The following is a 24,881-nucleotide window of genomic DNA, read 5'->3' as shown; positions in this document are numbered from 1 at the left end:
GCGACCGCAAGGGGATCGCCCTTATACGTAAAGTACCTTAGAGCCGAACTCCGAGGTTGCGTCGAAATTCGTCGTCCCAATTCGTTCGCTTTCCCCGGAAAGCTTGGATGTGCCCTGCAAATCCTCATTCTGCTTGGTGTCGGCGTTGGTGCTTTGGGTTTGGGTTTGGGCTGCGATAGCCTTCTGAATTTTGGCTTCCAGTTCAGTTATTGTTTTACGGATCGCCGCTTTCTTTGATTCATCATCGGCCCTCGAGAGCTCTTCGTTTTTCGCTGCGAGATCTTGCTTGAGCTTTGACAACTCGTCTGCCGGTGTTGTCAGCGTAGCCTTGGCTTGAGCGGTGGCGGTGATGGCGGTGATAGTCATTGAGCATACTCCCGTTCATTCATACGATACATTACATGTAATCTACATGCGTAAAGATGCTCTTAAACATGGTGTCCAAAGTCGGAAATGTACGGCAACGCATGGTGGAACGATGAATGGCTGTGCGCTTCCTCGTCCAGCCGTAACGCTAGCTTGCGCAAGCGGGCGTGATCGAGGTCGAAGCCAATTACGCAGCAGTCGTGGGTTTGTTGGTTGACTGCATAGGAATGATGCGTCCAAGCAATCTAATGGTTGCCTCTTTCATCTCGTCGATAACCACATAAACGGCCGGAACAACAACAAGACTGAGGACGGTGGACGTTATTAGCCCGCCAATGACGACCAGTCCCATTGGCTGCCGAAAGCTAGCATCACCTCCGCTCAATCCCAATACGATTGGGACCATGCCGCCAATCATCGCGACCGTCGTCATCAGAATTGGCCGTGCGCGTTTGTGACAAGCGTCCAGTAGCGCCTCGGTTCTGTTCAAGCCATCGCGCTTGCGCGTGGATGCAAACTCCACCAGCAAGATGGAGTTCTTGGTGACGATGCCGATCAACATCAGCGCGCCGATCGCGGTCGCCATCGAGAAGCTGGTTCCCGTGACCACAAGGGGGACCAATCCTCCGACAATCGCAAGCGGCACCGGTGACAAGATGGTGACGGGTTGGAGGAAGTCGTGAAACAGCAACGCCAGAACCGCGTAGATGAACGCTATACCGACCAGGATTGCGAAGACAAAGCCGTCAAACATCGACTCCATACGTTCCAGTTCGCCCTCGTGGACGAGGCGAACGTCGTTCGGAATGTTTTGCATTGCAGACAGTAATTGAACCTGTGCCATGACTGAGCTAACGGTCTGATCGTTGAGTTCGACGCTGATAGTTATGTTTCGTTCGCGGTCAATTCGCGTAATCTTTGCGGGGCCGCTCGAAAGCCGAATGTCCGAAATAGAGCCCAAGCTCACACTTCCGGTTGCCGCCGAAATTCGCAAAGTGGAAAGCAGGCTTTGGTCCGACAGGGATCGTTTATCGAGACGTACTCTTATTGGCAGCTGGCGTTCTTCCAAGTCGAGCTTCGATTGAGCTGCAGCATAGTCCCCGTAGCTGGCGATACGAGCAACGCGCGCGATCTGCGTCGCCGTCACTCCAATTTGAGTGGCATATGGCAATGGTCTGATCTGAACCTCTGGGACCTCCAGCGACGCCGAGGACGTAACAGCTCCGATGTTGCGTAGGCCTCTTATCTGTTGCTCGAGGTTTCGCGCGACGCTGCTCAGCGAATGTTGGTTTTCACTCGTTAGCACGATGTCGAGTTTTTTGCCGTCTCCTTCGGCGCCAACGAGAACTCTGGCACCCGGTAGCTTGTCCAACGCCGATCGGATCTCATTTTCGATTTGCGTTTGCGAGCGAGTGCGGTCCGCGATCGGCAAGAGGTCGACCGTCAAAACAGCGCCGCTGGGATCCAGCCTCATGGCCGCATCCGGTCCCTGACCGTCAATGGAGGATCCCACCAGTGCCAAAACGGATGTTACCTCAGGAGTTTGGGAGATTATCTGTTGGGCGCGATTCGCCACTTCGGCTGTCTTGTGCAACGTGCTTCCCGGCTGAAGCGTGATTTGAACAGACGTTTGCCCGACGTCCGCCGCGGGCACGAAGGCGCTGTCCAACAGAGGGACCAGGCTGATACTGCCGACAACCACGGCAATGGCCGCAAAGATCGTCTTGCGGCTGTGGAAGATGCAAATTCGGACAAGGCGAAGATAGGTCCGCATCCATCGGCCATCGCTCAACGTTCCGCGCATTTTGGGCTTCATCAGCCTTGCCGCGAGCATAGGTGTAAGCAATCTGGCAACCACGAGAGACGTCAATACGGCCGCAGATGCGGTGAGGCCAAACTGCCTGAAGACGATGCCCGGAACGTCACCCATGAAGGCTGTTGGTAGAAACACGGCGACGAGTGTAAATGTAGTGGCTGTAACCGCGAGGCCAATTTCCTGGGTTGCATGGATGGTCGCAGTTGCTGCATCTGTGCCCGCCTCAAGGTGACGGTCGATGTTCTCAACTTCGACAATCGCATCGTCAACCAGGATGCCGACAACGAGGGACAAAGCCAGTAGGGAAATGGCGTTCAAGCTGAAACCCAAATAGTCCATCACGATGAAAGTCGGCAGAATGGACAAAGGCATTGCTATTGCCGAAATGATGGTCGCCCGTACGTCACGTAGAGACAGCCATACAATGACCACCGCAATCGCGATCCCTTCGTAAAGCATCTGCATTGACACGCCGTATTCATCAAGCGTTGGCGCTAACGTTGAACTTGCCTCCACAATGGATACATCCGCATGCTTGGCTGCAAGATTGGCCACGATCGATCGGGCGCCTTCAGCGACCCGCACATCCGAAAAACCGTTCAAGCGCTTAATCTGAACGGCTATGACGGATCTCCCATCCTGGAACGCGAGAGAACTGCGATCCGCGCTCGCATCTGTAACCTTTGCGATCTCCCCGAGCCGCGCGGCGCCCATCCCGTTCAACGGGATCGTCAGATTTGAGAGCTGGTCAAGCTGGTTGATCTGGGAGACGACGCGGATGGATTGTTGCGCATCCCTTGTCTCGAGTTTTCCACCGGGGGCATTGACTTGCATCGCGCCAATACGATCAGCGACCTCGCTGGCGGTCAGTTGGAGGGCGGCAAGTCTTGCCGGGTCGAGTTCTACCAGAACCTCGCGTTCGAGCCCTCCAATTCTCGTGATTGTCCCGATGCCCCTGACCGATCGCAGTGCCTTTGCCATCTCGTTGTCGACAAACCATGACAGCTCCATCTCATCGAGGTCGTCGGAGCTGACGGCCAGAGTTAGAAGCGCCGTGCTCTGGACTGTGGATCGCGCAATCACTGGATCTTGTATATTGGGAGGCAAGTCAGCGCGCACTGCCTCAACGGCGTTTCGTACCTCCTCCAGAGCAATTTGCGGATTGATGTTTATGTCGAATTCGACGGAGATCGATACCGAGCCATCCGTGATCGTCGTGCGTATGTGACTGACACCATTGAGGGTCGCCACGCGATCCTCAAGTTTGCGCGCCATCTCGGTCTCAAGTTGCTGCGGCGATGCCCCTTCGAGTTGGACGTCAATCGAAATGACGGGCAGATCGAGATCAGGGAAACTTTGGACAGCCAGTCGACTGAAGCTGAAAAGCCCGAATGCACACAGGAACGAAAAAAGGAGGACGACGGCGACGGGATTTTTTACGGCCCAAGCAGAGACGTTCATTTCCCGCTCCGCTTCTTGTCCAAGACGAACACGCTTGCGCCATCGAAGAGAAATGCTCCCCCTGTCTGGACGATCTGCGCATGCAGATCGATGGGTGACGTAATTTCTATCAACTCATCCGATTGCCGGCCCGTGGTGACGCTGATCTGCTTCACCTTCGAACCATCAACCACCGCATAGACCGTTCCCACGCCACCACGCATGACCACCGCACTGTGCGGCAGCGCCAATGCCTCTTCGGTTTCAAGATGGATTTTGCCCGTCGCAAAAGCACCTGATCGCAGATCCGCCGAAGAAAGAGCGACGTTTACAACTCCCCGGCCCGTCGCGCGGTCGATGACGGGTGAAACGCTCCTCACCCTGCCCAGGATAGGAGGTTCTCCCATCACATCGATTTTGACCTGCTGTTGAGGCTCAATCTTCGCAAGATCACCGACGGGCACCTCAGCGCGCCATTCCAATCGCTGGTGCCGGATCAATCGGAATAGCTCATCTCCCACTGCGGGGAGCGCTCCGAGGGTAGCGGATTTCGACGAAATTACACCGTCATCTGGTGCCAAGATGACGGTCCTGTCAATGTTGAGTTGTTCGGCAGCGAGCGACGCTCGTTCAGCTGCCAGGCTTGCCGTCGCTATTTTTTCTTCTATCTGCGCGGTTTGCAGCGCCTTCTGCGATTGCGCATCCGGTGCCCTGACGCTGAGTAGCCTCGAACGCTCTGCATTTGCCGCAGCTTGCTCAAGCCGAGCTTGGGCGCCATCGACAGCTGCCAACTTCCTCAATTTTTCAACATTCAGTGGTTCCGCAGAGAGGGTCGCAAGCACCTGACCTTTCCTTACGACGTCGCCTACGTCTGCCTCAATCGTCTCAATCTTTGCCCCGTCAATGTCGGATGACACGAGCGCCTCGCTCCATGGTGCGATCCAACCACCTGCCTCGATGGTCTTTGGCCATATGATCGGCACGGGAGAGACGACTTCGACGGCCAGCGCCGGCTTTTGATCGAGAGTTGTCACGTCCTGAAAGGAATGAGTTGCTGTCGGAACGAGCGCGAAGGAGGCGCTCACGAGTGTGAGATTAACTATCGACCAGTAGCTCGCCATGGCATGCGTCCTATCTTGATGCATTGTATGGTATCGATACGATGTATCGCGATGGCTGCTGTATTGTCAATTGCCGGAGGTTGCTCTAAAAAGCCGTGTATGGAAAAAAACCCTTCTCCGCTCGACCTTTGGGACAGACCCGAACCCGTTGCCAAACCGACACCGGTTCCTCTCTCTAGGAAAATGATCATCGACAGCGCCATCAAGCTCGCAGATAGCTGCGGATTGGATGCGGTCTCGTTGCGGGCTGTTGCCGGGAACCTGAAAGCAGGGCCTATGCGCCTTTACGGCTTCTTCCATTCAAAGGAAGAGATTCTCGATATGATGGTCGACGCGGTCTATGCGGAAATCATTTTGGGCGAGGGGGTGCTTGACGATTGGAGAGAGGCCTGCAAGCATTTCTCCGCGCGTTTACGGGAGGCTTCCGTTCAACACCCCTGGTTTCCTTCACTGCTTGGCGGGCGGCCGCACCAAGGCCCGAACGCCTTGAAATATCTCGAGAACTCGCTCGCGGCAATGCAGCGCTCGGGTGACTTTCGCAGCATTGACGATGTCTTGCTCGCCGTGCGGACGGTGAATGCCTATGTCCTTGGGTTCATCCAGAGCGAGGCCGCCGAGCGGCGCCAGGAATCGGCGACGGGTCTGACGAAGGAGGAGTGGCGAGATAGGACGCATCCCTATCTCCTGAAGAGGCTTGCAACCGGGCAATTCCCGACGATCGAACGGGTGGTGAACGATGCTCGTCACGAAGTAATCGACGGAGGATTCGAAGCAGGGCTTTCTGCCGTCCTGATGGGCATCGAACAGAGTTTTACACATTCGGCAGCAGCGGATGTTAAGCGGAAATAATCTGCTCTTCTGGTCGCTTATCGGAATGACGATAATTGCTGGAGGATTGGTTTACACCTTGACGTTCCGCGGGCAGTCCTGGGTTGGACCTGTCTCCTTCCTGGCGATGGCCTTTCCAGTTGCCTTGCTTGAACGGTCCCGACGAAGCAGTCGTTGCGCGAGCGATGGAGCACATTCTCGTCACACAGAATTATCTCGCTGGGCGTGCAGCAGTCGAACAACCTCCCATGGCACGGATGCTCAATCGAATGGCAAAGGAAGGACTTGTATCCAGGGAGCCGGATCCGTTGGATGGCCGCGCACCCTTGCTCAGCCTTACCGAAAAGGTTCGCTCAAAACGTTCGGCGATCTTCAATGAAATGGCACTCGGCAACCAGTTTGCAAGTCGCGGCTTGAGCGAAGACCAAGTCGAAGTAATGCTGCAACGCCTGGTTCGGATCAACCGCAACTTCGCTGACGCCCACGTCATTCCCCCCATCCCTTGATGCGCGGACCGACGAGGGACGTTGATTGCGGGGCGTCGCATCCCTCCATCAGCCGCAGCGGCCTGCGCCCGCCGGTCGGCCATTGCTCCCGGCCTTTGGCCGGTTGCTCATAGCTGAACCTCCTGGGGCAAGCTTGTAACCAGTCATGGCGCGCGAACGTCCTTGGACCACTTTCTCTGCTGGTGCTTATGAGAACGACGAGGTTCAGATTGTTCCTGGTGATGGCGAGGTCGAGGTCGGAGAGGCGGAGCGCCAATTCCAGATCTGCCAAGATCAACGGGCACCCTGTCCATAGACTGCCAGATCGGATGTGACGTAGTGCGACCTACAGATAAGGACCGCAAAGACGCACTACTTAGGATGACTTCTTCAAGCTCGCCGGCGGTGCATATGGTCGAGCATACCCGCTGGGGCGTCTGCGGAGAACAAGTCTGCGAAGCCGGCGGCGGCCTGATCGGCGGCGCGGGCTGCGCGATTCAGCATGATCGTCTCATATTGCTGGACAGCCATCAGCCAATCGGGTGCATAAACTAAACATTCGGCCAGATTGGCGGCATCCAGCATGGCCAGATTTACGCCGACGCCCACTGGCGGCATCACATGAGCAGCATCGCCAACGAGCGTGAGGCCCGGCCGATACGTCCAACGAAGGCCTGGAGGAAGCGCGACGATCGGGCGGATGGCCGCTATCGCGTAGGCGTCGGAAATCAGCCCCAAAAGCGTGTCGGACCAGCCCTCGAACCGCTTCAAGAGCCCGCCCTTGGTCATCCCGGCGAGTGCGACATCCGGTCGCTGCGTTTCGTCCGGCGAAACGGGAATAGCGGCATAAACACGAACATGCCCTCCGCCATTTCGCTGGGCAACAAGGCCCAGTCCTGCGTGCACAGCGAACATCGTCCCGCGACCGACCATGCGCGCGAGCGCTGGGTGCCGCACATCGATCTCGTCAATCCATAGTTCAACGAAAGTCGTACCGGTGTAGACGGGCTGGACGTCCGTGAGAGCCGGACGCACGCGAGACCAGGCTCCATCGGCGCCGATGACCAGATCGAAGCTCTCACTTTTGCCATTCTCAAAATTCAGGCGATGCTTGCCGCTACCCTCATTCGTTACCTTTTCCAGGCGATGACCCCAGCATACTGAGTCTGCGGCAAGCGATGAAAGGAGAAGTTCTCGCAAGGCGCGACGGTCGATCTCGGGCCTTTGCCCTTCGCCCGGAGCCGGGAGATCCTCCGCCAGCACCATTGCGGATCGATAGTCGAGCACGCGGCTGTCCTGATCTTCATGTCGGGCGATCTTTCGAAAATCAGCAAGCAAGCCAGCCTTTTCAAGGGCCAATTGGCCTGTCCCGGCGTGTAAATCCAGCGTACCACCCTGGTCGCGCGCTCGCGCCGAGGGCTCAGCATCGAATATCGCGATTTGCCAGTCGTGCTGTTGGAGGATCGACGCTACTGTCAGCCCCGCGGGACCGGCTCCGATAATGGCGACGGTGGGATGTTGTAACATTCAATAATCTCACTTATAAAAACATAGTCTCCTATGTTATATAAATAGGATCCTATGCAGATGCAAGCCGGGATGACGCAGATGATGAATGACGAAGCTGATTGGCGGCCACAGGAAATGCCTGCGCTCGTGATTGGGCGGATCGCGCGGCTATTGGCAAGACTTGACGACGAAGGGCTGAAGGACGTCGGGATCAGCGTAGCTCAGCTTCCGGTACTGGTCGCCTTGAAGAACGGCGAAATGCTGACGCAGAAGGAACTTGCTGCGATTGCGGGGGTGGAACAGCCCAGTATGGCGCAGCTACTCGCCCGAATGGAGCGCGACAGCCTAATCCGGCGCACCCGTGATCCGAGCGACAAACGCAGCAGCCTGATATCTCTTGAAGCCGAGGCATATCGCAGACTGGAACCGGGACGCGATGTGCTGCGCGGCAACAACAAGGAAGCGCTCGCCGGGCTTACGCCTGACGAGGTGCGAACGCTGACGGACATGCTCCATCGCATCCACGCGAACCTGGCGGGTCGTTGAAAGTCGAGGTCCCAATCGAACGCTGCTTTCACGCGGCCCCGGCTCACACCATTCTGGAACGCGAATAGCGAGCTACTTTCCACTCGCCGGAAGAGAGCTCCGTCGACGGTGTGAGGCGGCATACTCTTTGTCGCGCAGGCCAGCGATGAGGCGTGCTGGCGCTAGCCTCATCGCGCTAAAGGAGAATGACTAGGTTGCCGGGGGTTCGAGCCAGCTTTCCAGGCGTAAGAGCGAGGTCTAAAGCTTCCTCGCAGATCGTCCGCACCACGGCAGCCCCCGGCTACGAGCCGCCCTGCTGATGGTTGGAGCCATAGGCGTGCATGGCGTTGAGGCCGACACGGTGCAGCGAGATCGTGGTTGAGAAGGCGGGGAGAGGTGCGGTTTCCTGTGGCACCTGGATACGGACCAGATGGTCGTTGGCTGCCCTAAGCGGTGCAAGGTTGGCAGCTTGGGTGCCGCTGACCAGTCGAACACGGCATAAAGGGATTGGTGTTGCGTCCGCAGCTTCCACTCGTCCTTCCAGCCTTCGGCGCGGTGGATCTGCCTGGCTGGCATACGACGAGCATTTGCCTCTGGTGGGGGAGTTCGTCCAGACGGTGTCGGTGAAAGCCCCTTGTATAAGGCCGCCGTCACGGCTCCCGACCTGGCTGGCAAACGCCGTTGCCGCCGGAACTGGCTGGTCGGTGCTTCCTGATTGCCTTGCCGCAGAGTATCTCGCCTCCAGAAGGAAGGCTGAATTGCGCCTATCCACCCATGCCCGGAAAATCTGCTTCATCTCATGAAGAACCGGAATACTCATCGAGCTGGTTCTCGGTTCGGTTCGTTGGTTCGAATCCGGTCGAGCCCAAGGATTCAGGCGGGACGTTGTCCGCGTCCTGTGCGCGGTCAATAGGGGCATTCATGGCCTCGTGCGCTAAGGGCCCAGATGCCGACCTTTCTGCTGACCAGAGGGTTCTGGAGAGATCTTTTTCTCATCAACAGAATATATGATGCATGATATTTGACAATCAAGACTGCCTCTGATACCTCCCAACCATCGCTTGAGGATGCGTGAGGGGGTTGAGTATGGCTTATCGGACAGCGCTGATTGTCGGTGTGACCGGTATCGTGGGGCGCAACCTCGCTGACCGGTTGTTGGAAGATGGCTGGACGGTCTACGGTCTGGCGCGGCGGCCTGAGGCAGCACCTGCCGGCGTCGTCGCCCTCAAGGCGGATCTCAATAAGCCTGAAGAAGTGCGCTCCGTTCTGGCATCAGTGCCGGTGACGCATCTCTTCCAGGCGACGTGGACGCCGGCGGATACCGAAGAGGAGGCGTCGGAAATCAACGCGCGCCAGTTCGACACCGTGCTGGACGCACTTCGCAACGGTCCCGGCAGGCTGGAGCATGTCGTCCTCGTCACCGGCGTGAAGCACTATCTCGGCCCCTTTAAGGAATTCGGGCGCTACTTGCCGGAGACGCCGTTCCGTGAGGACACGCCCCGCCTGCCGCTCGAGAACTTCTACTATGCGCAGGAGGATCGTCTCTTCGCCGCTGCCGAGCGCGACGGCTTCACCTGGAGCGTGCACCGGCCGAACGCGATCGTCGGCTATGCCGTCGGTGCGCTGATGAACACGGGGGTAACGCTCGCCTGCTACGCCACCCTCTGCCGTGAGACTGGTCGACCGTTTGTATTCACCGGCATTCCCGAACAGTGGGACATGCTGACAGAAGTCAGTGATGCACGTCTCATCGCCAAGCAGCTTGCTTGGGCCTCTGTTACGCCAGCCGCGGCCAATACCGCCTTCAACACCGGCAATGGCGATGTTTTTCGCTGGCGCTGGATCTGGCGCGTGATCGCTGACTATTTCGGTATTGAAGTAGCGGCGTATAAGGGTCGGCAGCAATCGCTGCAGGAAATCATGTCCGATGCCGGGCCGATCTGGCGGGACATTTCGGCCCGGCACGGCCTCGTCGAGCCCGATATCAACAGGCTCGCGACGTGGTGGCACAGCGACGCGGACTTCGGCCGCAAGGTCGAATGCATCTCCGACATGACGCGCAGCCGTAAGGCCGGGTTCCTAGAGTATCAGCCTTCCGACGAGACCTTCACCGATCTTTTCCGCCGTCTACAAGCGGAGCGCATCGTTCCCGCCTACTGACTAAACGAAATCTGAAAGATACAGGAAAGTACAATGATCATCTTCGGCTCGCCGTCGAGGTATTATCAGGGGCCCGGCTGCTTCGATCGCATCGGCGATATCGTGAGTGGGATCGGCAAGCGCGTGGTCGTGCTCGCAGACTCCTTCGTGCTGCCGATGCTTGAGGAGCGGCTGCATAGGCGCTTCGCACAGTCGGCGCTTGAGGCGCAGATCCTACCGTTTTCTGGCGATGTCACGCATGGCACTATTGCCACGCTCACAGCGGAAGTGGAGGCGGGGCCCCTCGGCAGACAGGTGGATGTCGTCGTTGCAATCGGCGGCGGTAAGGCGATCGATGTCGGTAAGGCGCTCTGCCACAAGCTTGGCTGCGCGGTCGTGACCGTGCCGACAGCGGCTGCAAACGATGCGCCGACGTCGAAGAACTACGTCGTTTATGACGACCACCATGTGCTCGTCGAAGTCGCCCATCTTTCAGAGAACCCGAAAGCGGTGATTGCCGATACGGACATCATCGCTGGCGCGCCGCGTGCGTTGCTGGTGGCCGGCATCGGCGATGCAGTCACGAAGGCTTTTGAGGCGGCGCAATGCTATGCCGTTCAAGGCAAGACCATGTTCGGCGAGAAACCGTCGCTCTCCGCGCTGGCGCTCGCCGAGGCCGGGTACCGCGTCGTGCGGGACCATGCAGTAGAAGGGTTGGCCATTGCGGGGACAGCTCCGCCGAATGCCGCCTTTGAGAAGCTGGTGGAAGCCCTCTTCGTTATGGGAGGTATTGGTTTCGAAAGCGGCGGTCTTTCGATCGCCCACGCAATGACGCGCGGCCTGTCACTTGTACCGGAGGTGGCAATGGCGATGCATGGGCAGCAGGTCGCCTATGGATTGCTGGTACAGCTGACGCTGGAAGGGCGAAGCGAAGACTTCCTTGCTGACATGCGCGCCTTTTACGATGCTGTTGGGCTTGCGACAAGCCTTTCCACACTCGGTTTTTCCGGTGTGGAGGATGGGGCTTTCCGCGTTATCGCCGGGCCAACGCTCGCCGCACCTCACACCAAGAATTTCACACGCACTCTCAGCGAAGCCGACTTGATCGACGCGATGCGTCGCGTGGAGGCTGCCGGGGTGAATTTCCCTACCCGAACAGGAGATATCTGATGGCTTCATCGACCAGCACGACAGTGGCGCTCAAGTCGAACAGCTTCACGCCGTCCGAAGAAACGGTGGCCATGCTGAAGGAGCGCGCGCGCTTCATCCGCCTCGAAACCGTTCGCCTCATCGACATTGCAAAGACCGGGCATTACACCTCGGTCTTCTCTGCGGCAGAGATTTTCTCAGCGCTCTACTACGACGTCATGCGGCTGCGCCGCGGTGAACCCGGCTGGGCCTCGCGTGACCGCTTTACCATCGGCAAGGGGCATGCGGCCGTGGGTCTCTTCCCTATCTATGCGGACCTCGACTTCTTTCCCAAGGAGTGGCTGGACAGCTACACCCGCCTTGGCAGCCCGCTGGGCGATCATCCCGACATGCGCAAGGTTCCCGGCGTCGATTTCTCGTCCGGCTCGATCGGGCATGCTCTTTCCAACGGTCTCGGAATGGTGCTTGCGCAGCGCTGGACCGGCGAGGACTACAAGGTCTTCTGCATGATGGGCGACGGCGAGATGCAGGAAGGCCAGGTCTGGGAAGCGGCGCTAGCTGCCGCCCAGCACAAGGCGAAGAACCTGATCGCGATCATCGACCGCAACGGTTACCAGCTCGACGGCAAGGTCGACGATGTCATGAACATCGAGCCGCTGGATGAGAAATGGCGTGCTTTCGGTTGGGAGGTGCATGTCGTTGACGGCCATGACGTCGCCGCGACTACCGAACTCCTGCGCCAAGTAAGGGCGGATGACGACCGGCAGGTACCCTGCTGCATCATTGCCAAGACCGTGAAGGGTAAGGGCGTCTCATACATGGAGACCGAACCGGGCTGGCACCTCGGTTATCTCGATCCGTCAGACGCAGACGCCGCAATCGCTGAAATCAACTCCCGGGAGATCTGACATGAACGGCCCCCTTTCCCCCAATTCCTGGCAGTATCGCGGCCTTAACGCAGTCAATCCGGGTCTGGACCACCTTTCGAACGGTCTCATCGACCTGGTGAAGACCGGCCACAATGTCGTCGCCGGTTCCGCCGACCTGCAATACTCCAACGGGCTCAACCGCTTCGCCTCGATCTATCCCGATCGCTATATCTCCTTCGGCATTTCCGAACAGAACATGGTGAGTACGGCAGCGGGCATCGCCACCTGCGGCGTCACGCCTTTCGTCGCTACGTTCGCGTCGTTCATCGCGCTGCTCGCCTGCGAGCAGATCCGCATGGATGTCGCCTACTCTGCACAGCCCGTGCGATTGATCGGTCACCACACAGGGATTTCGCTCGGTTTCTACGGCACCTCCCACCATGCAACCGAGGATATCGCGACCACGCGCTCGATCGCGGACCTTTCGGTGGTTTCGCCCGCGGACGGTGCGCAGCTCGAAGCGGCGATCCGCGCTTCAGCTGACCATGACCGCCCCATCTACTTCCGTATCGGACGCGGTCGCGATCCGGTCGTCTATGAAAAGGGCACTACATTCGCCTTCGGCAAGGCGCACGAACATCTTCAGGGCGAGGAACTGACTATCATCGCCTGCGGCATGGCTGTACACGGTGCTCTCGAAGCGGCGAGAGCGATGAATGCCGAAGGTCGTTCGGTAGGTGTCATAGACATGGCTTCGATCAAGCCGCTCGACCGCGAAGCTATCCTCGCAGCCGCCGCACGCTCTAAGAAGATGATGACTGTCGAAGAGCACAATGTACTCGGCGGTCTCGGAGCTGCCGTTTCCGAAGTTCTGACGGATGAGGGATCGGGCGTCAAGCTGAAGCGCCACGGCATTTATGACGAGTACAGCCTAATCGCCCCACCGACACACCTTTACGCACATTACAAGCTGGACGGCGCCGGCATTCGCAGCGTTGCAGAAGAGTTCCTGAAATCCTGAAGGGAGGAACTGCAATGAAAACGGCCATCAATGCCGGCGGCGATGCCTCTTAAGTGCACGGCGTGGTAATGCCGATCGATGTTGGTTACTCCATCGCGTGATGGGTTTGCGACTAATGATGCATGATGCATCATTAGTCGCCGGAACGACCTCCTTCGTGGCTATGAGACAGCAAAGAGAGGTAGGGGAAGAGAATGGTAACGGCGAACGCCACGATAGATACAGGTTGGGTTTCGGAACGCGCGCGGAGGATTGCGGTTGCAGTCGTCTCCACGCCAGCCTATCCGGCGCTCGTATTGCTCGTCGTGATTGCCGCAATCATGCAGCCACGGCTGCTTTCGATCCCCTTCATGCTTATCGTCCTTCGGCAGGCCGCGCCACTGGCGTTGGCCGCCATCGGTCAGAGTCTGCCGATGGTTGGCCGGTCCATCGACCTTTCAATCGGTGGCGTGATGGCGCTTTCGAACGTCATGCTTGCGCTGCCGCTCGTATCGAAAGGTCCGGCTTGGTGGTCGCTCGCCTTGCCACTTGCCATCGGCGCTGCGGTGGGCCTTGTCAACGCGGTTATGATCGCGGGCATCAGGGCTTCTGCGGTTGTCACCACGCTCGGCATGTCGATCATGTTGATCGGGGCGAGTTACATCGTGAGCGGCGGTGCACCCGGTGGCCAGGTCAATCCCATCATCCGCACCATCGCGACGGGGCGGATCGGTATGATGCCCGTTGCCGGGATCGTGCTGATCGTCGTTGCGGGTGCTGTAGCGGTGCTCATGCGGCGCTCGGTCTTCGGCCATACGCTCCAGGCTGTCGGCAGCAGCCACGCCGCCGCGTGGCTCGGTGGTCTCTCAGTCGCGCCCATATTGTACGCAGCGCATATTCTCAGCGGGATGATGGCGGGCGCCGCGGCGATCGTTCTTACCGGGTATATCGGCACAGGCACTCTCAATCTTGGCAGCGAACTGGTGCTGGCATCCGTTGCTGCAGTGGTGCTCGGCGGTACGAGCTTTGGTGGCGGCCAGGGTGGCATCATCGGTGTGGTCGTCGGCGCGCTGGTGCTGACGTTCCTTGCAAATCTACTGACCGGCATGGGCATGCCGCAACCGGTCCAGCTCATAATCCAGGGAGCCATCATCGCGAGTGCGGCTGCTTTGGCGGTCCGCCGCAGGACATAGGATTTCCGGAGTAACCGGAGGAGAAGGCGCGCTCTAAGCGCGTACATGGGAGAGAGAAAATGAAAACGCATCTTTTAGGACTTCTGGCGGGAGCTGCCCTTCTGGCCTCGACCGCCATCGCCGTTGCCCAGTCCGTCGAGCTCAATCCGGCGCTTCAGCCGGCCGATGGCACACAGACACAGACGTTCGAACCTTCGAAAAAGGAGAGCTTTGTCATCGGCCTCAGCAACATCTCGGTCGTCAACACCTGGCGGGTGCAGATGATGGAAGAGGCCAAGCACGAGGCCACCCAGCATCCCGAGATCAAGGAAATGGTCGTCACGGACGCGGGCGGCGATACCAACAAGCAGGTTGCCGATATCGAAGACCTCTTGGCCCGCGGTATCGATGCCCTCCTGGTGGCGCCCGGTTCCGAGGTAGCGCTCAACGGTGTGCTGGACAAGGCCTATGCCTCAGGCATCCCTGTCATCATCTTCTCCTCCAATGCCAGTCCGCAGAACTATACGTCTAAGATTATCGGCGATGACGCCGACTTCGGTCGCGCCGGTGCGGAATTCCTCGCTAAGACACTGGGTGGCAAGGGCAACATCATTGGCATCCGCGGGATTTCCGGCAACTCAATCGACAACGATCGCTGGCGCGGTGTCGAGGAAGCGCTGAAGAGCTATCCGGACATCAAGATCGTGGATACGGCTTTTGGTGACTGGGCCTACGATAAGGGTAAGCGGGTCTGTGAATCGCTCCTCACCGCACACACGGACCTCAATGGCATCTGGTCGTCCGGCGGCGCGATGACCCAGGCCTGCGCAGAAGTGCTCAATGAGAACGGTCTCCCACAGATTGCCATGACGGGCGAAGGCAACAACGGCTTCCTGCGCATCTGGCAGGAGATGGACCTGACGAGCATCGCTCCGCAGTACCCCACCTGGTTCGGTCAGCAGGCCGTCATTGCAGCTTTGCGCGTCCTGAAGGGCGAACCCGTTGCCAAGGATTACCTGCTGCGTCCGGCCCCGATCACGAAGGAAGAGATTGCAAAATACTATCGCGACGATCTGAACGACTCATATTGGGTTGGCTCGAGCCTGCCCGACGAGACGCTGAAGGGCATCTACGCGAAGTGATGCGACGGGCAGGATGAACACCATGCTTCTGGAAGCGATCGACATCAGAAAGTCGTTCGGAAGGGTGGAGGCGCTGAAAGGCGTCTCCCTCCGGCTCCGTCCCGCAAGCATTCATGCGGTGCTGGGGGAAAACGGCGCCGGCAAGTCGACGCTGATGAAGATTTTCTCCGGCGTCTACCCGGCGTCGGCGGGGATGCTCCGCGTAAAGGGCGAAGAGACGGCCTGGACCCATGCCGAGCAGGCGAGGGCGGCGGGTGTATCGACCATCTTCCAGGAGTTCATCCTTCTTCCCAACCTTTCCGTGGCCGAGAACCTCTTTCTCGGCCGTGAGCCGCGAAAGTGGCACGGTGGCATCGACCGCCGGCGAATGGAGCGTGAAAGCCGGACGGTTCTCGAAAGCCTGAGCCTGTCGATTGATCCGGCCTCGGTGACGTCGCGCCTGCGGGTCTCCGATCAGCAGATGGTCGAGATCGCCAAGGGGGTGATGCGAGATGCGGATATCTTCGTGTTCGACGAGCCCACGGCAGCCCTCGGCGACCAGGAGGCCGAGCAGCTCTTCCGGCTCGTTCGAGATTTGAAAGCCCGCGGCAAGGGCATTCTCTACATTTCCCACCGTCTGCCAGAACTGTTTGACCTCTGTGACGAGGTAACGGTCATCAAGGACGGGCAGTTTGCCGGGCATTTCGAGATGGCGAAAACCAATCCCGATGAGCTCATCGCGACCATGGTCGGGCGAGATCTCGGCCAACTCTACCCACAGAGGAACGGGCAGGCTGCAACCGGGAAGCCGGCGGTCGAGTTGGTCGATGTGGCGGCCGAAGGGCTATCCGGCCCGGTGAGTTTTTCGATCGGCTCGAATGAGATCGTTGGTCTCGCCGGGCTCGAAGGACAGGGGCAGATCGAGATCACCCGTGCCCTTTTCGAAGGGCGTGCGCTGTCGCGGGGCGATATCCGACTGTTCGGCGAAAAGGCGAGCCATCGTGAGCCGAAGACGGGTATCCGTTCCGGCATAGGACTAATCCCGGAGGACCGGAAGGTCGATGGCATCTATCCGACGCTCGGCGTCGACCGGAATATCGCCGCAAGCCTTCTGGCCGGGCGGCAACTGTTTGCGGCCGCGCCCGTGCCCGCCAAAGACATTCTTGCGCAGATAGCGTCTCTCAATATTCGTCTTGGTGGCCCGTCGCAGCCGATCGGCGAACTCTCCGGCGGGAACCAGCAGAAGGCGCTTTTGGCACGCTGGTTGTTGCGCGGCGTGAAATTCCTGATCTGCGAGGAGCCCACTCGTGGCGTCGACATCGGCGCGAAATCAGAAATCTATGCACTGTTGCGCAATCTTGCCGACGGCGGCGTTCCGGTACTCGTAACATCGCGAGAGCTTCCCGAGCTTATCGGCCTCTGCGACCGCATCATCGTGGTGCGCAACGGAGCGACGGTCGGCGTGTTCGACGGCAGGACGGCCACGGAGGAGACGATCATGCAAGCTGCGGTGAAGGGACATTGACGATGAAGATACTGGCTCCAGTTTCCGCCGTTTCGCTTCGCCGCCGTTCCGCCTGGCCCGTTCTCGTGCTCATCGCGCTGCTCGTGGTCGTGCTCGGCACGATGTCGCCGGGCGTCCTGTCGATTAGGAACCTCCTCAACATCCTGAACCAACAGGCAAGCCTGATCGCCGTCACCATCGGTCAGGCGCTCGTAGTTATGACGGGTGGCCTCGATCTTTCGGTAGGGTCGCTCGTCAGCCTGACGACGGCGATAGTGAGCCTGGACAGGCCCTGGGCAGTGCCTCTCGCGATCGTCGTGGCGTGCGCGAACGGTGCCGTCAACGCCTATGGCGTGGTGTGGCTGCGCGTGCACCCGATCCTGATGACGCTTAGCACAATGACAGCGCTGCAGGGTGCAGCCCTCCTGGTTCGCCCCATTCCAGGCGGTGCCGTGCCGGCCTGGCTTGTTGCCTATTCGAACGGTTTATTAGGCGGCATTCCGCTGCCGGTGTGGGCTGCCGCAGCGGTCGTGCTCCTTGCCGCACTGATGTTTGCCCATAGTCGCCTCGGTCTTCACATTCTTGCCAGCGGCGGCTCCGCCGACAATGCGCGGCTCGGTGGTGTGGCTTCAGATGCGGTGGTGGCTTGCGCCTATGTCCTGTCCTCGCTTCTCGCAATGCTGGGCGGCATCAATGTTGCTGGGCGACTGGCGAGCGGCGATCCCCTGGTGGGCTCACAGTTCGCGATCGATTCCGTCGCCGCGACCGCTCTCGGCGGCACGCTGCTTTCGGGCGGCCTCGGCGGCATCGTCGGGCCCGTGGGCGGCGTGCTCTTCCTAGCATTGCTAGCCAATGGGCTGAATTTTCTCAACATCTCGACCTACTACCAGATGATCATCAAGGGTGCCTTGCTCATCGTTGCCGTAAGCGCGCACCGCCGCAAGAGTCCGGGTTTGTGAGCCCGAAGGGAGAAATTCATGAACATCAAGGCCATCGTCGACTGCAAGACAATTCTGGGGGAGGGCCCGCTGTGGGATACGCGTGAGCAAAGGCTCTACTGGATCGATTCCTACGGTGCGAAGATCTTCCGAAGCGATGAGGACGGAGGAGGCGTCGAGGTCTGGGATGTGCCCCAGAAGATCGGCTCTCTCGCTCTGCGGGAGCAGGGTGGCGCCATCCTGTCACTGGCGGATGGTTTCTATTTCTTCGATTTTGCGACCGGTAAGGCGACGCTCATGCATGCAGTCGCGCATAAGGCATCGACCGTGCGCATCAATGACGGGAAGGTCGACCAGCGTGGCCGCTTTGTCTCCGGCAGCATCGAGATCACCGAAAAGGGCGCCGATGCCGAGCTCTACAGCGTCGGCAAGGATCACACGGTTCGTACAATCGATGACAACATCGTCGTCTCGAACGGCCCATGCTGGAGCCCGGATGGGCGCACGTTCTACTTCGCCGACAGCCGCTCTCTGGCGATCTGGGCCTATGACTACGATCTGGAAACAGGCAATGTCAGCAATAAGCGCAAGTTTTGCGAATTCGGCCCGGAAGACGGGTTGCCGGACGGTGCAACGGTCGATGCCGACGGCTATGTGTGGAGCGCTGGCGTCTACAAGAGCAAGATCCATCGGTTCGCTCCGGACGGGACGAAAGCCCTGACAATCGATATGCCGATCGTGTGCGTGACAAGTATCATGTTCGGCGGCAAGAACCTCGATCGCCTTTACGTGACGTCGATGAAGGAAGCCCCGGTGCCCGGGATCGTCGAGACTGGCCCCCTTGCTGGCTCGCTCTTCGTAATCGACGGTCTCGGTGTCAAGGGATTGCCGGAATATCGCTACGGCGGGTGATGATGACGGGTTGCAAACTGCAGGCTGTCAGTCGAACGGAATATGATACACTCTTGCGCTGAATTGTGCCGACCCAACCCTTTTAGGGTGCCAACCTTACTCCTCGCTTTACTAAGCTTGCGACAGGGATTGATGGATGGTGACTTCAAGCCCGGCGAGCGCCTAACCATCGCGGCGCTCGCGGAACGGTATGGCACGAGCATCACGTCCCAGCGCGAAGCGATCTTTCGTCTGGCCAGCGAGCGTTGGAAGTTGGGGCTCCGACCTCAATCGTAGTGCCGAAACTCACTTCGCCCGACCTCCGGGAGATCGGTTCCATTCGTGTGCAGCTTGAGAGCATTGCAGCCCAGCACATCGCGGAAAACGTGACGCCGCCACAGTTCAGGAGTTTGAGACCCCTATCGAAAGCTTCACCAAGTCTGCCGCGACGGATCCCGAACTAGCAGCCGCATAAACCGTGACTTTCACTTCAAGATCCTGAAGCTCGCCGGCACGGCCTATATCGAGTCCATCTGCGAAAGCATGTGGACTCTGATCGATCCCTTCCTGTGGGCATTCCACGAAGAGATCCCCGTTCGCCAGTTGAAGCGGCGCATCCACAAACATTCCAACTTCATCGACGCGCTGAAGGTCGTGATCGGGCTGCTGCCAAGCAGGCAATGCAGGACAATGAGCGCTGGAGTATAAGCTCAATGCCGTGCAGGAAAAGGCGGCTACAGAGGCGGAAACGGCAGCAACACCCGGCTGACCGCGCTTCCGGTCGAGCAATGCTGAATCAACGGAGAGACGAGCGAAGCCGCTCCCATTCAGCCTGCTCACGTTCCTCCAGCCAGTCGATCATGATCTGTCCCCATGCGATATCGGCCTGTAAGGCCTCGCGTGTAGCGACCGAATCCCGGCGGCGCAAAGCGTTGAGGATGTCCTCGTGCCGGTGGCGGTCCTTCTTAAGGTCGCGTGGCGCTGCCCGCAAATGGAAGATCTGGAAGAGCGGGCCCATAACAACCCACAGCGCTTCCAGCATGCCATAGGCTGTCGGCAGGTTGCCCGCTGCCATCAATCCGAAATGGAAGGCGCGGTTGTGCAGGCTGGCAAGCTTGGGATCGAGTGCGGCGGCCGTGACGAATCGGTCCTGGATTTCCTCGAGGGCCTGAAGTTGCTCCGGCGTTATGCGCTCGGCCGCCCGACCGGCGGCCGCCCCTTCGAGATGGAAGCGGATGAGCTGGATTTCCCGCAGGTGCTCGGCCGTGATGATAGGCACATGGACGGCCGTCGCCGCCTTCATCTCCAAGGCACCTTCGCTGACGAGACGGAAGATCGCTTCGCGCACCGGCGTGATGGACACGCCCATCTCATTGGCAAGGCGGCTGATCGTCAGCCGCTCGCCGGGTTCATACTGCCCGTCTATTAGGGCATTGCGGATTTCGGAATAGGCCCGTGACGACAGGTTTTCCTTACCGATCGTCCTGAGTTGGCGTTCCATGGGTCTCTGCTTCTCCCAATGTGCATTCCGTCATTTGATCACCAGCGGGTTTACCGGGGCGCCGGAACCGTTCACCACCTTAAGCGGAGCTGCGGTATAGAGGAAACTCCACTGTGCGTCCTGTGCACAATCCGCTGCCAGAGCGTCGAGCGCGGCAATCTCCGTGAAGGCGACGCCCAGATTGCGCATCAGGGCGCAATGGAGCGGGATCATCACGCCCGTTTCCGGCTCGAGCGTCACTTCGTTGGCGATGGTGTCCGTGACCAGGTTGGGGATTTCCATTTCCTTGAACCAGTCGACAAGCTCCCGGCTGAAGGTGAGGCCGGGTTCGACGAAGTCAGTGTAGAATTCGGCCGGATCACGGCGGTAGAACGAGCCGATCCAACCAGTGCGGACGAGGAGGATGTCCCGCTTCTCGATCTCAATGCCCTGCGCTTTCGCCGCGTCAATGAGGTCGTGGTGGTTAAAGGTCTCGCCCCGGTCGAGGACGTCCTTGCCGCGGTGGCGGGCCATGTCGATGAGGATGCCTCGTCCAACGACGCCGCGTTCGGCGATCGGCAAGACGCTCGCCTTTTGCATGCCGCCGGCAGTCGACTTGGCATCAAAGCCGTTGTAGATGTGGTCGTCGTACCAGACGTGGCCGAGTGCATCGTACTGCGTGGAGCCCTGCAGATACATGATCATGAGGTCGTCAGCGAATTCGTGGCAGCCGGGCGTCTGCGGCCCGTTCCCGCAGATGAAGTCACCCTTGTCCATCAGGTTGATGCGCTGGGCGCCCCGGCGCCCCGGCCACACTGGGTCTCCCTTGGGATTGCCCATCTGGACCTGTAGTGTGAACGTCTTGCCGGAGCGGATGGATGCGACGCCGCGCAGGACTTCCGCCTGGGTCAGGTAGTTGAGGCAGCCGATTTCATCATCGGGCCCCCACTTGCCCCAATTGGTCGGCAGGCCAGCCATGAGTTCGCGCATATGCGGGACGGTTTTCGGGTCGATTTCGGCATTGCACATGAAAGATCTCCTCCGTTTCAAGCGACGTCGCGGGACGTCGCCAGTAGAACCGCAAAAAGCACCAGCCCGCTGGCAATGTAGCGCAGGGCTGAACTGAAGCCCAAGGTTATCAATAGGTTGGTCAAGAGTGTGAAGATGATGGCACCGAGCAGCGTGCCGGCGAAGCCGCCATTCCCTCCACTCAGCGAAACGCCGCCGATGACGACGGCTGCGACGGACATCATCGTGTAAGGTGCGCCGAGGGAAAGGTTCACACTGCCCGCAAAGCCGAAGAGCACCACGCCGGCGAGCGCGGAGAGAATTCCGCTCGCCACATAGGTGCCGATGACGACTCGGGCAGCGGGAACGCCTGCCGCCTGGGCGGCGCGGATGTTGGTCCCTACGAGGTAGAGCATTCTTCCGTAGCGGCTGTGGCGCAGGAGCGCCGTCATGGCGGCAAGCAGCCCAGCGGCGATGACGACCACCCAGGGAACGCCCCAGATCCGGCCGACGCCGATGGTCTCGATGAACTGACCGGGCATCGAGGGTGCTCTTGCCTGGGCGTAGATCAGCCCGAGACCCTCGACCGCAAAGGATATGCCGAGCGTCATGATCAGCGGGTAGAGCCGCAGCACCTGCACGCCAAGCCCGTTCAGCAGGCCGACCAGGCCACCCATTGCGACGGCTGCCGCCGTGGCCGGCAGCATGCCCGCGTCCGACGAGCCGGCAATGCCTGAAACGAGCAGGGCGGCGAAGGTCATGATAGTACCGACCGACAGGTCAATACCCTGGTTGCCGGAAAGGATGACGAGTGTTTGCCCGGCGCTAGCAATCGAGAGCATCGCTGCGATCGACAGGACGCTCCAAACGTTCGCACCGGAGAGAAAGGCCGGGTTTATCGCAAACCCGACCAGGGCGAGGGCGCCGATGATGCCGAGACTGGCGGAATGGGGAATCCTTTTTAGCACCCCTAGAACGCCGTCGAACCAGCGGGGGACAGGACTAGACGCGCTTGCGCTGCTCATGCAGTTTCTCCTCGTCTGATGGCGCTGAGAACGAGCGCGACACGGACGCTTTCGAGGTGATCAATCCAGCGGCGCAGCAGGACGACGCCTGCCAGACCTATGAGAAGCACGGTTCCGACGATGGACTGCTGGTAGAAGGGCGAAAGACCGATCCCAAGTGAGAGCTCGCCGGTAATTCCAATGAACATCGAGCCGAGAATGGCGCCGATGCCGCTACCGGAGCCGCCCATGAGGGCAACGCCGCCGATAACGGCACCGGCGATGGTCAGCAGGGTATAGGGCTGTCCAATTAACGGATCGCCCGCGCCAATGGTCAGCGTGACAAAGATCCCGGAAAGGCCGCAGAAGAAGCCGGCGATGACATAGGCCGAAACCCGCGTGCGCAGGATCGGTACGCCGGAATTGAAGGCCCGCTGCGGATCGCAGCCGGTACTCCTTAGGAGCAGCATGAAACGCGTGCGCGCCAGGACCTGCCACAGGATGATCAGGCCGAAGAGGGCAAGCAATGCGTTCGGCACGCCGAACGTCGCGCCGTTCATCACCATGACGGCGTCGACCGGGGCCATGCCGCCGGGCGCTGGCTGGATCTGAAGGCTCAGGCCGAGCAGCACGAATGACATCGCGAAAGTGGCGAGGAGGGCATTGATCCGCAGGACGGCGATCAGGATGCCGTTGGCAAAACCGATCGCGACGCCGGTGAGCAACGCGGTAGGCAGGACCAGCCAGATCGGCCAGCCAAGACCGAAGAGAGCAATGGCCACCACGTTTACGAGGCTTACTGCTGCGCCGGTAGACAGATCGATGCCGCGACCTATGAGAACAATGGCCTGCGCAAGCACCGCCGCCCAGAGACCAAGCTGAGAAGTCGACCAGCCGACGAGACCGGCCGGGGACGCCAGGCCGGGATTGATGGAGACGGCTAGGCCGAGGCCGATGGCGGCGAGCGCAAGCGCCGGTACGGCGGAGTGCGCCCAGAAGCGCGATGCTGTGGCGGATGAAATCGCGGTCATGCCGCCTTCTCCTGCTTCATGTAGGCAGCAACGATCGCCTGAACTGATAGGCTGCCCGCGCTGCGAGCGAGATTTGCGGCGATGGCGCCGCCCTCCATGACGAGAACGCGATCACACAGATCGGCAAGTTCGAGATCGTCGGATGAGGTCACCAGAACCGTCGTGCCCTTTGCCGAGAGGTCGCGGAACAGCCTGTGCACATCCGCCCGCGCGCCGACGTCGATGCCCTTGGTCGGATCTTCCGCGATCAGGATCGCCGGGTCGGCAAGCAGGCAGCGAGCAATGAGAACCTTCTGCTGGTTGCCGCCCGACAGCGAGTTCATCGGCATGTCGAGTCCGGCATATCGCGTCGACAGAAGCGAGAGTGCCGACCTGAGAGACACGTCATCTGGCAATGGCGCACCACGGGCGATGAAGGGCGCGAGCATGTTTTCTCGAATGCTGCGGGTTGCGAACGCCATCTGATCCCGATCACCGGCAACGAAAACGATCCCGGCGGCAGCCGCGCCCGCAGCAGAATTGAAGGACAGCGGCTTGCCCATTATCGAAATAACCGCATCGCGCCCCGCTGGCGCCAGGCCGGCGAGAATGCGTAGAAGGGTCTTTTGTCCCTGGTCCGGCACCCCTCCAAGGCCGACGATCTCACCGGCCGGTAGCGCCAGTGCGAGCGGCACGGCTTTCCGGCCGAGCGAGAGACGCTCTATCTGAATGGCCGTCGCACGATTTGCCGGTGCAGCGACGGTTACGGCGGACGCAGGAGTTTGTTCGCGGCCGCCGGCCCAGCCGACAAGATCCGCGTCGCTGACCACTTCGAGCCGCTCATCGGCAACATGACGCCCGTTGTGCAGGACGGTGATCGTCGAGCAGAAACGGCGAAGCTCGTTCAGCCGGTGACTAACGAAAAGTGCTCCGCCACCGCCTGCAAGGTGCCGTTCGATCAGGCGGGCAAACACTTCGACCTCCGAAGCGTGCAGCGTCGTCGTGAGTTCGTCGATGATGATGTAGCGCGGCTTAAGATAGAGAGCCTTTGCCAGTTCGGTCAGGTACTTTTCCCCGGTCTGGAGAGCGCTCGCCTTGACGTCGCAGAAATGCGCCAGGCCGATTTCGTTAAGATACTGATAGGCGTCTTCACGCAAGCGGCGACGGTCGACAAAAAAGCCCAAATGCCGGGGCGCATCGCCGATTACGACATTCTCCGCGGCCGTCAGGTCGGGAAGCAGGCTAAGTTCCTGGAAGGTGACGCCGATTCCCATTGTACGGGCACGGCGGGGCGAGGGGATATCCAGGGGATGGCCATCGATCTCCACGCTGCCGCTGGAGGCCGCGACCGAACCGCTGACGATGCGCGCTGTGGTGCTCTTTCCGGAACCGTTGCCGCCGTAGAGCGCGCGGCACTCACCGGGTTCGACCGTCAGCGATACGTCGTCCAGTGCATGCACCGGCCCGTAGATTTTCGATATGTTTCGAAGGATCAATGCCATGATT

General features: G+C 59.7%; 24 protein-coding genes. 14 read left to right on the top strand and 10 right to left on the bottom strand.

What is annotated here, in order from left to right:
• Window positions 1-21: 21 nt before the first annotated feature.
• From BLU15_RS28700 to BLU15_RS28690, 3 genes are all read right to left on the bottom strand, one after another.
• Window positions 22-366: a hypothetical protein gene (locus BLU15_RS28700; RefSeq protein ID WP_090300023.1), complete on the bottom strand. Its 345-nt coding sequence runs from the start codon at window positions 364-366 to the stop codon at window positions 22-24.
• Between the two features lie 187 nt (window positions 367-553).
• The gene (locus BLU15_RS28695; RefSeq protein WP_090300021.1) at window positions 554-3,643 is read right to left on the bottom strand and encodes an efflux RND transporter permease subunit; all 3,090 of its coding nucleotides are present in this window, start codon (window positions 3,641-3,643) and stop codon (window positions 554-556) included.
• The gene (locus BLU15_RS28690) at window positions 3,640-4,743 is read right to left on the bottom strand and encodes an efflux RND transporter periplasmic adaptor subunit (RefSeq protein ID WP_176960375.1); all 1,104 of its coding nucleotides are present in this window, start codon (window positions 4,741-4,743) and stop codon (window positions 3,640-3,642) included. The genes BLU15_RS28695 and BLU15_RS28690 overlap by 4 nt, the downstream gene beginning before the upstream one ends.
• A 183-nt stretch (window positions 4,744-4,926) precedes the next feature.
• Here BLU15_RS28690 and BLU15_RS28685 point away from each other — a divergent pair, with 183 nt between their 5' ends.
• Entirely contained in the window at window positions 4,927-5,592 is a 666-nt protein-coding gene (locus BLU15_RS28685; protein WP_176960374.1) for a TetR/AcrR family transcriptional regulator C-terminal domain-containing protein, read from the top strand.
• Window positions 5,593-5,756: 164 nt separating this feature from the next.
• A complete protein-coding gene (locus tag BLU15_RS28680; protein WP_090300018.1) occupies window positions 5,757-6,077 on the top strand; it encodes a MarR family winged helix-turn-helix transcriptional regulator in 321 nt (106 codons plus the stop codon).
• A gap of 369 nt (window positions 6,078-6,446) precedes the next feature.
• On the opposite strand, the gene BLU15_RS28670 is transcribed toward BLU15_RS28680, so the two are convergent.
• Window positions 6,447-7,583 carry an FAD-dependent oxidoreductase gene (locus tag BLU15_RS28670; protein ID WP_090300015.1) on the bottom strand — a complete coding sequence of 379 codons (1,137 nt, stop codon included), beginning with the start codon at window positions 7,581-7,583 and terminating at the stop codon, window positions 6,447-6,449.
• 81 nt (window positions 7,584-7,664) lie between these two features.
• On the opposite strand from BLU15_RS28670, the gene BLU15_RS28665 reads away from it, so the two are divergent.
• Window positions 7,665-8,111, top strand: coding sequence for a MarR family winged helix-turn-helix transcriptional regulator (locus BLU15_RS28665; RefSeq protein ID WP_371590129.1), 447 nt, complete (start codon window positions 7,665-7,667; stop codon window positions 8,109-8,111).
• 280 nt (window positions 8,112-8,391) lie between these two features.
• On the opposite strand, the gene BLU15_RS28660 is transcribed toward BLU15_RS28665, so the two are convergent.
• A complete protein-coding gene (locus tag BLU15_RS28660) occupies window positions 8,392-8,910 on the bottom strand; it encodes a hypothetical protein (protein WP_090300013.1) in 519 nt (172 codons plus the stop codon).
• 266 nt (window positions 8,911-9,176) lie between these two features.
• On the opposite strand from BLU15_RS28660, the gene BLU15_RS28655 reads away from it, so the two are divergent.
• The 11 genes from BLU15_RS28655 (at window position 9,177) to BLU15_RS40940 (ending at window position 19,581) form a co-directional block, all read left to right on the top strand.
• Window positions 9,177-10,250: an SDR family oxidoreductase gene (locus BLU15_RS28655; protein WP_090300011.1), complete on the top strand. Its 1,074-nt coding sequence runs from the start codon at window positions 9,177-9,179 to the stop codon at window positions 10,248-10,250.
• Between the two features lie 33 nt (window positions 10,251-10,283).
• Window positions 10,284-11,399 (top strand): glycerol dehydrogenase, encoded by a 1,116-nt coding sequence (locus BLU15_RS28650; RefSeq protein WP_090300010.1) that lies wholly within the window; start codon window positions 10,284-10,286, stop codon window positions 11,397-11,399.
• Complete coding sequence (locus BLU15_RS28645) at window positions 11,399-12,286, top strand: transketolase (protein ID WP_090300008.1); 888 nt, start codon at window positions 11,399-11,401, stop codon at window positions 12,284-12,286. The genes BLU15_RS28650 and BLU15_RS28645 overlap by 1 nt, the downstream gene beginning before the upstream one ends.
• 1 nt (window position 12,287) lies before the next feature.
• Entirely contained in the window at window positions 12,288-13,268 is a 981-nt protein-coding gene (locus BLU15_RS28640; protein ID WP_090300006.1) for a transketolase family protein, read from the top strand.
• Between the two features lie 194 nt (window positions 13,269-13,462).
• Entirely contained in the window at window positions 13,463-14,440 is a 978-nt protein-coding gene (locus BLU15_RS28635) for an ABC transporter permease (protein ID WP_090300004.1), read from the top strand.
• Window positions 14,441-14,499: 59 nt separating this feature from the next.
• Complete coding sequence (locus BLU15_RS28630; protein WP_090300002.1) at window positions 14,500-15,561, top strand: ABC transporter substrate-binding protein; 1,062 nt, start codon at window positions 14,500-14,502, stop codon at window positions 15,559-15,561.
• A gap of 22 nt (window positions 15,562-15,583) precedes the next feature.
• The gene (locus tag BLU15_RS28625; protein ID WP_176960372.1) at window positions 15,584-17,065 is read left to right on the top strand and encodes a sugar ABC transporter ATP-binding protein; all 1,482 of its coding nucleotides are present in this window, start codon (window positions 15,584-15,586) and stop codon (window positions 17,063-17,065) included.
• A 2-nt stretch (window positions 17,066-17,067) separates the two neighbouring features.
• Window positions 17,068-18,003 carry an ABC transporter permease gene (locus BLU15_RS28620; protein WP_090299998.1) on the top strand — a complete coding sequence of 312 codons (936 nt, stop codon included), beginning with the start codon at window positions 17,068-17,070 and terminating at the stop codon, window positions 18,001-18,003.
• 18 nt (window positions 18,004-18,021) lie between these two features.
• Window positions 18,022-18,894: an SMP-30/gluconolactonase/LRE family protein gene (locus BLU15_RS28615; RefSeq protein ID WP_090299995.1), complete on the top strand. Its 873-nt coding sequence runs from the start codon at window positions 18,022-18,024 to the stop codon at window positions 18,892-18,894.
• A gap of 42 nt (window positions 18,895-18,936) precedes the next feature.
• Window positions 18,937-19,170, top strand: a complete 234-nt coding sequence (locus BLU15_RS40945) for a GntR family transcriptional regulator (RefSeq protein WP_090299994.1) — start codon at window positions 18,937-18,939, stop codon at window positions 19,168-19,170.
• Window positions 19,171-19,344: 174 nt separating this feature from the next.
• Window positions 19,345-19,581, top strand: coding sequence for an FCD domain-containing protein (locus BLU15_RS40940; RefSeq protein ID WP_143034275.1), 237 nt, complete (start codon window positions 19,345-19,347; stop codon window positions 19,579-19,581).
• A gap of 88 nt (window positions 19,582-19,669) precedes the next feature.
• Here the strand turns inward: BLU15_RS40940 and BLU15_RS28605 are convergent, their stop codons facing one another.
• The 5 genes from BLU15_RS28605 to BLU15_RS28585 are packed head-to-tail and all read right to left on the bottom strand — an operon-like array spanning window position 19,670 to window position 24,877.
• Window positions 19,670-20,374 (bottom strand): GntR family transcriptional regulator, encoded by a 705-nt coding sequence (locus tag BLU15_RS28605; RefSeq protein ID WP_090299992.1) that lies wholly within the window; start codon window positions 20,372-20,374, stop codon window positions 19,670-19,672.
• A 30-nt stretch (window positions 20,375-20,404) separates the two neighbouring features.
• The gene (locus BLU15_RS28600; protein ID WP_090299990.1) at window positions 20,405-21,382 is read right to left on the bottom strand and encodes a cyclase family protein; all 978 of its coding nucleotides are present in this window, start codon (window positions 21,380-21,382) and stop codon (window positions 20,405-20,407) included.
• Between the two features lie 17 nt (window positions 21,383-21,399).
• The gene (locus BLU15_RS28595; protein WP_090299988.1) at window positions 21,400-22,386 is read right to left on the bottom strand and encodes an ABC transporter permease; all 987 of its coding nucleotides are present in this window, start codon (window positions 22,384-22,386) and stop codon (window positions 21,400-21,402) included.
• Window positions 22,383-23,396 (bottom strand): ABC transporter permease, encoded by a 1,014-nt coding sequence (locus BLU15_RS28590; RefSeq protein ID WP_090299986.1) that lies wholly within the window; start codon window positions 23,394-23,396, stop codon window positions 22,383-22,385. The genes BLU15_RS28595 and BLU15_RS28590 overlap by 4 nt, the downstream gene beginning before the upstream one ends.
• The gene (locus BLU15_RS28585; protein WP_090299984.1) at window positions 23,393-24,877 is read right to left on the bottom strand and encodes an ATP-binding cassette domain-containing protein; all 1,485 of its coding nucleotides are present in this window, start codon (window positions 24,875-24,877) and stop codon (window positions 23,393-23,395) included. The genes BLU15_RS28590 and BLU15_RS28585 overlap by 4 nt, the downstream gene beginning before the upstream one ends.
• Between the last annotated feature and the right edge of the window lie 4 nt (window positions 24,878-24,881).

Source organism: Ensifer sp. YR511 (genome assembly GCF_900103045.1).
GTDB lineage: Bacteria > Pseudomonadota > Alphaproteobacteria > Rhizobiales > Rhizobiaceae > Ensifer > Ensifer adhaerens.
Note: the sequence above shows the minus strand (reverse complement) of the source record. Positions and strands in the feature narration are given on the sequence as shown.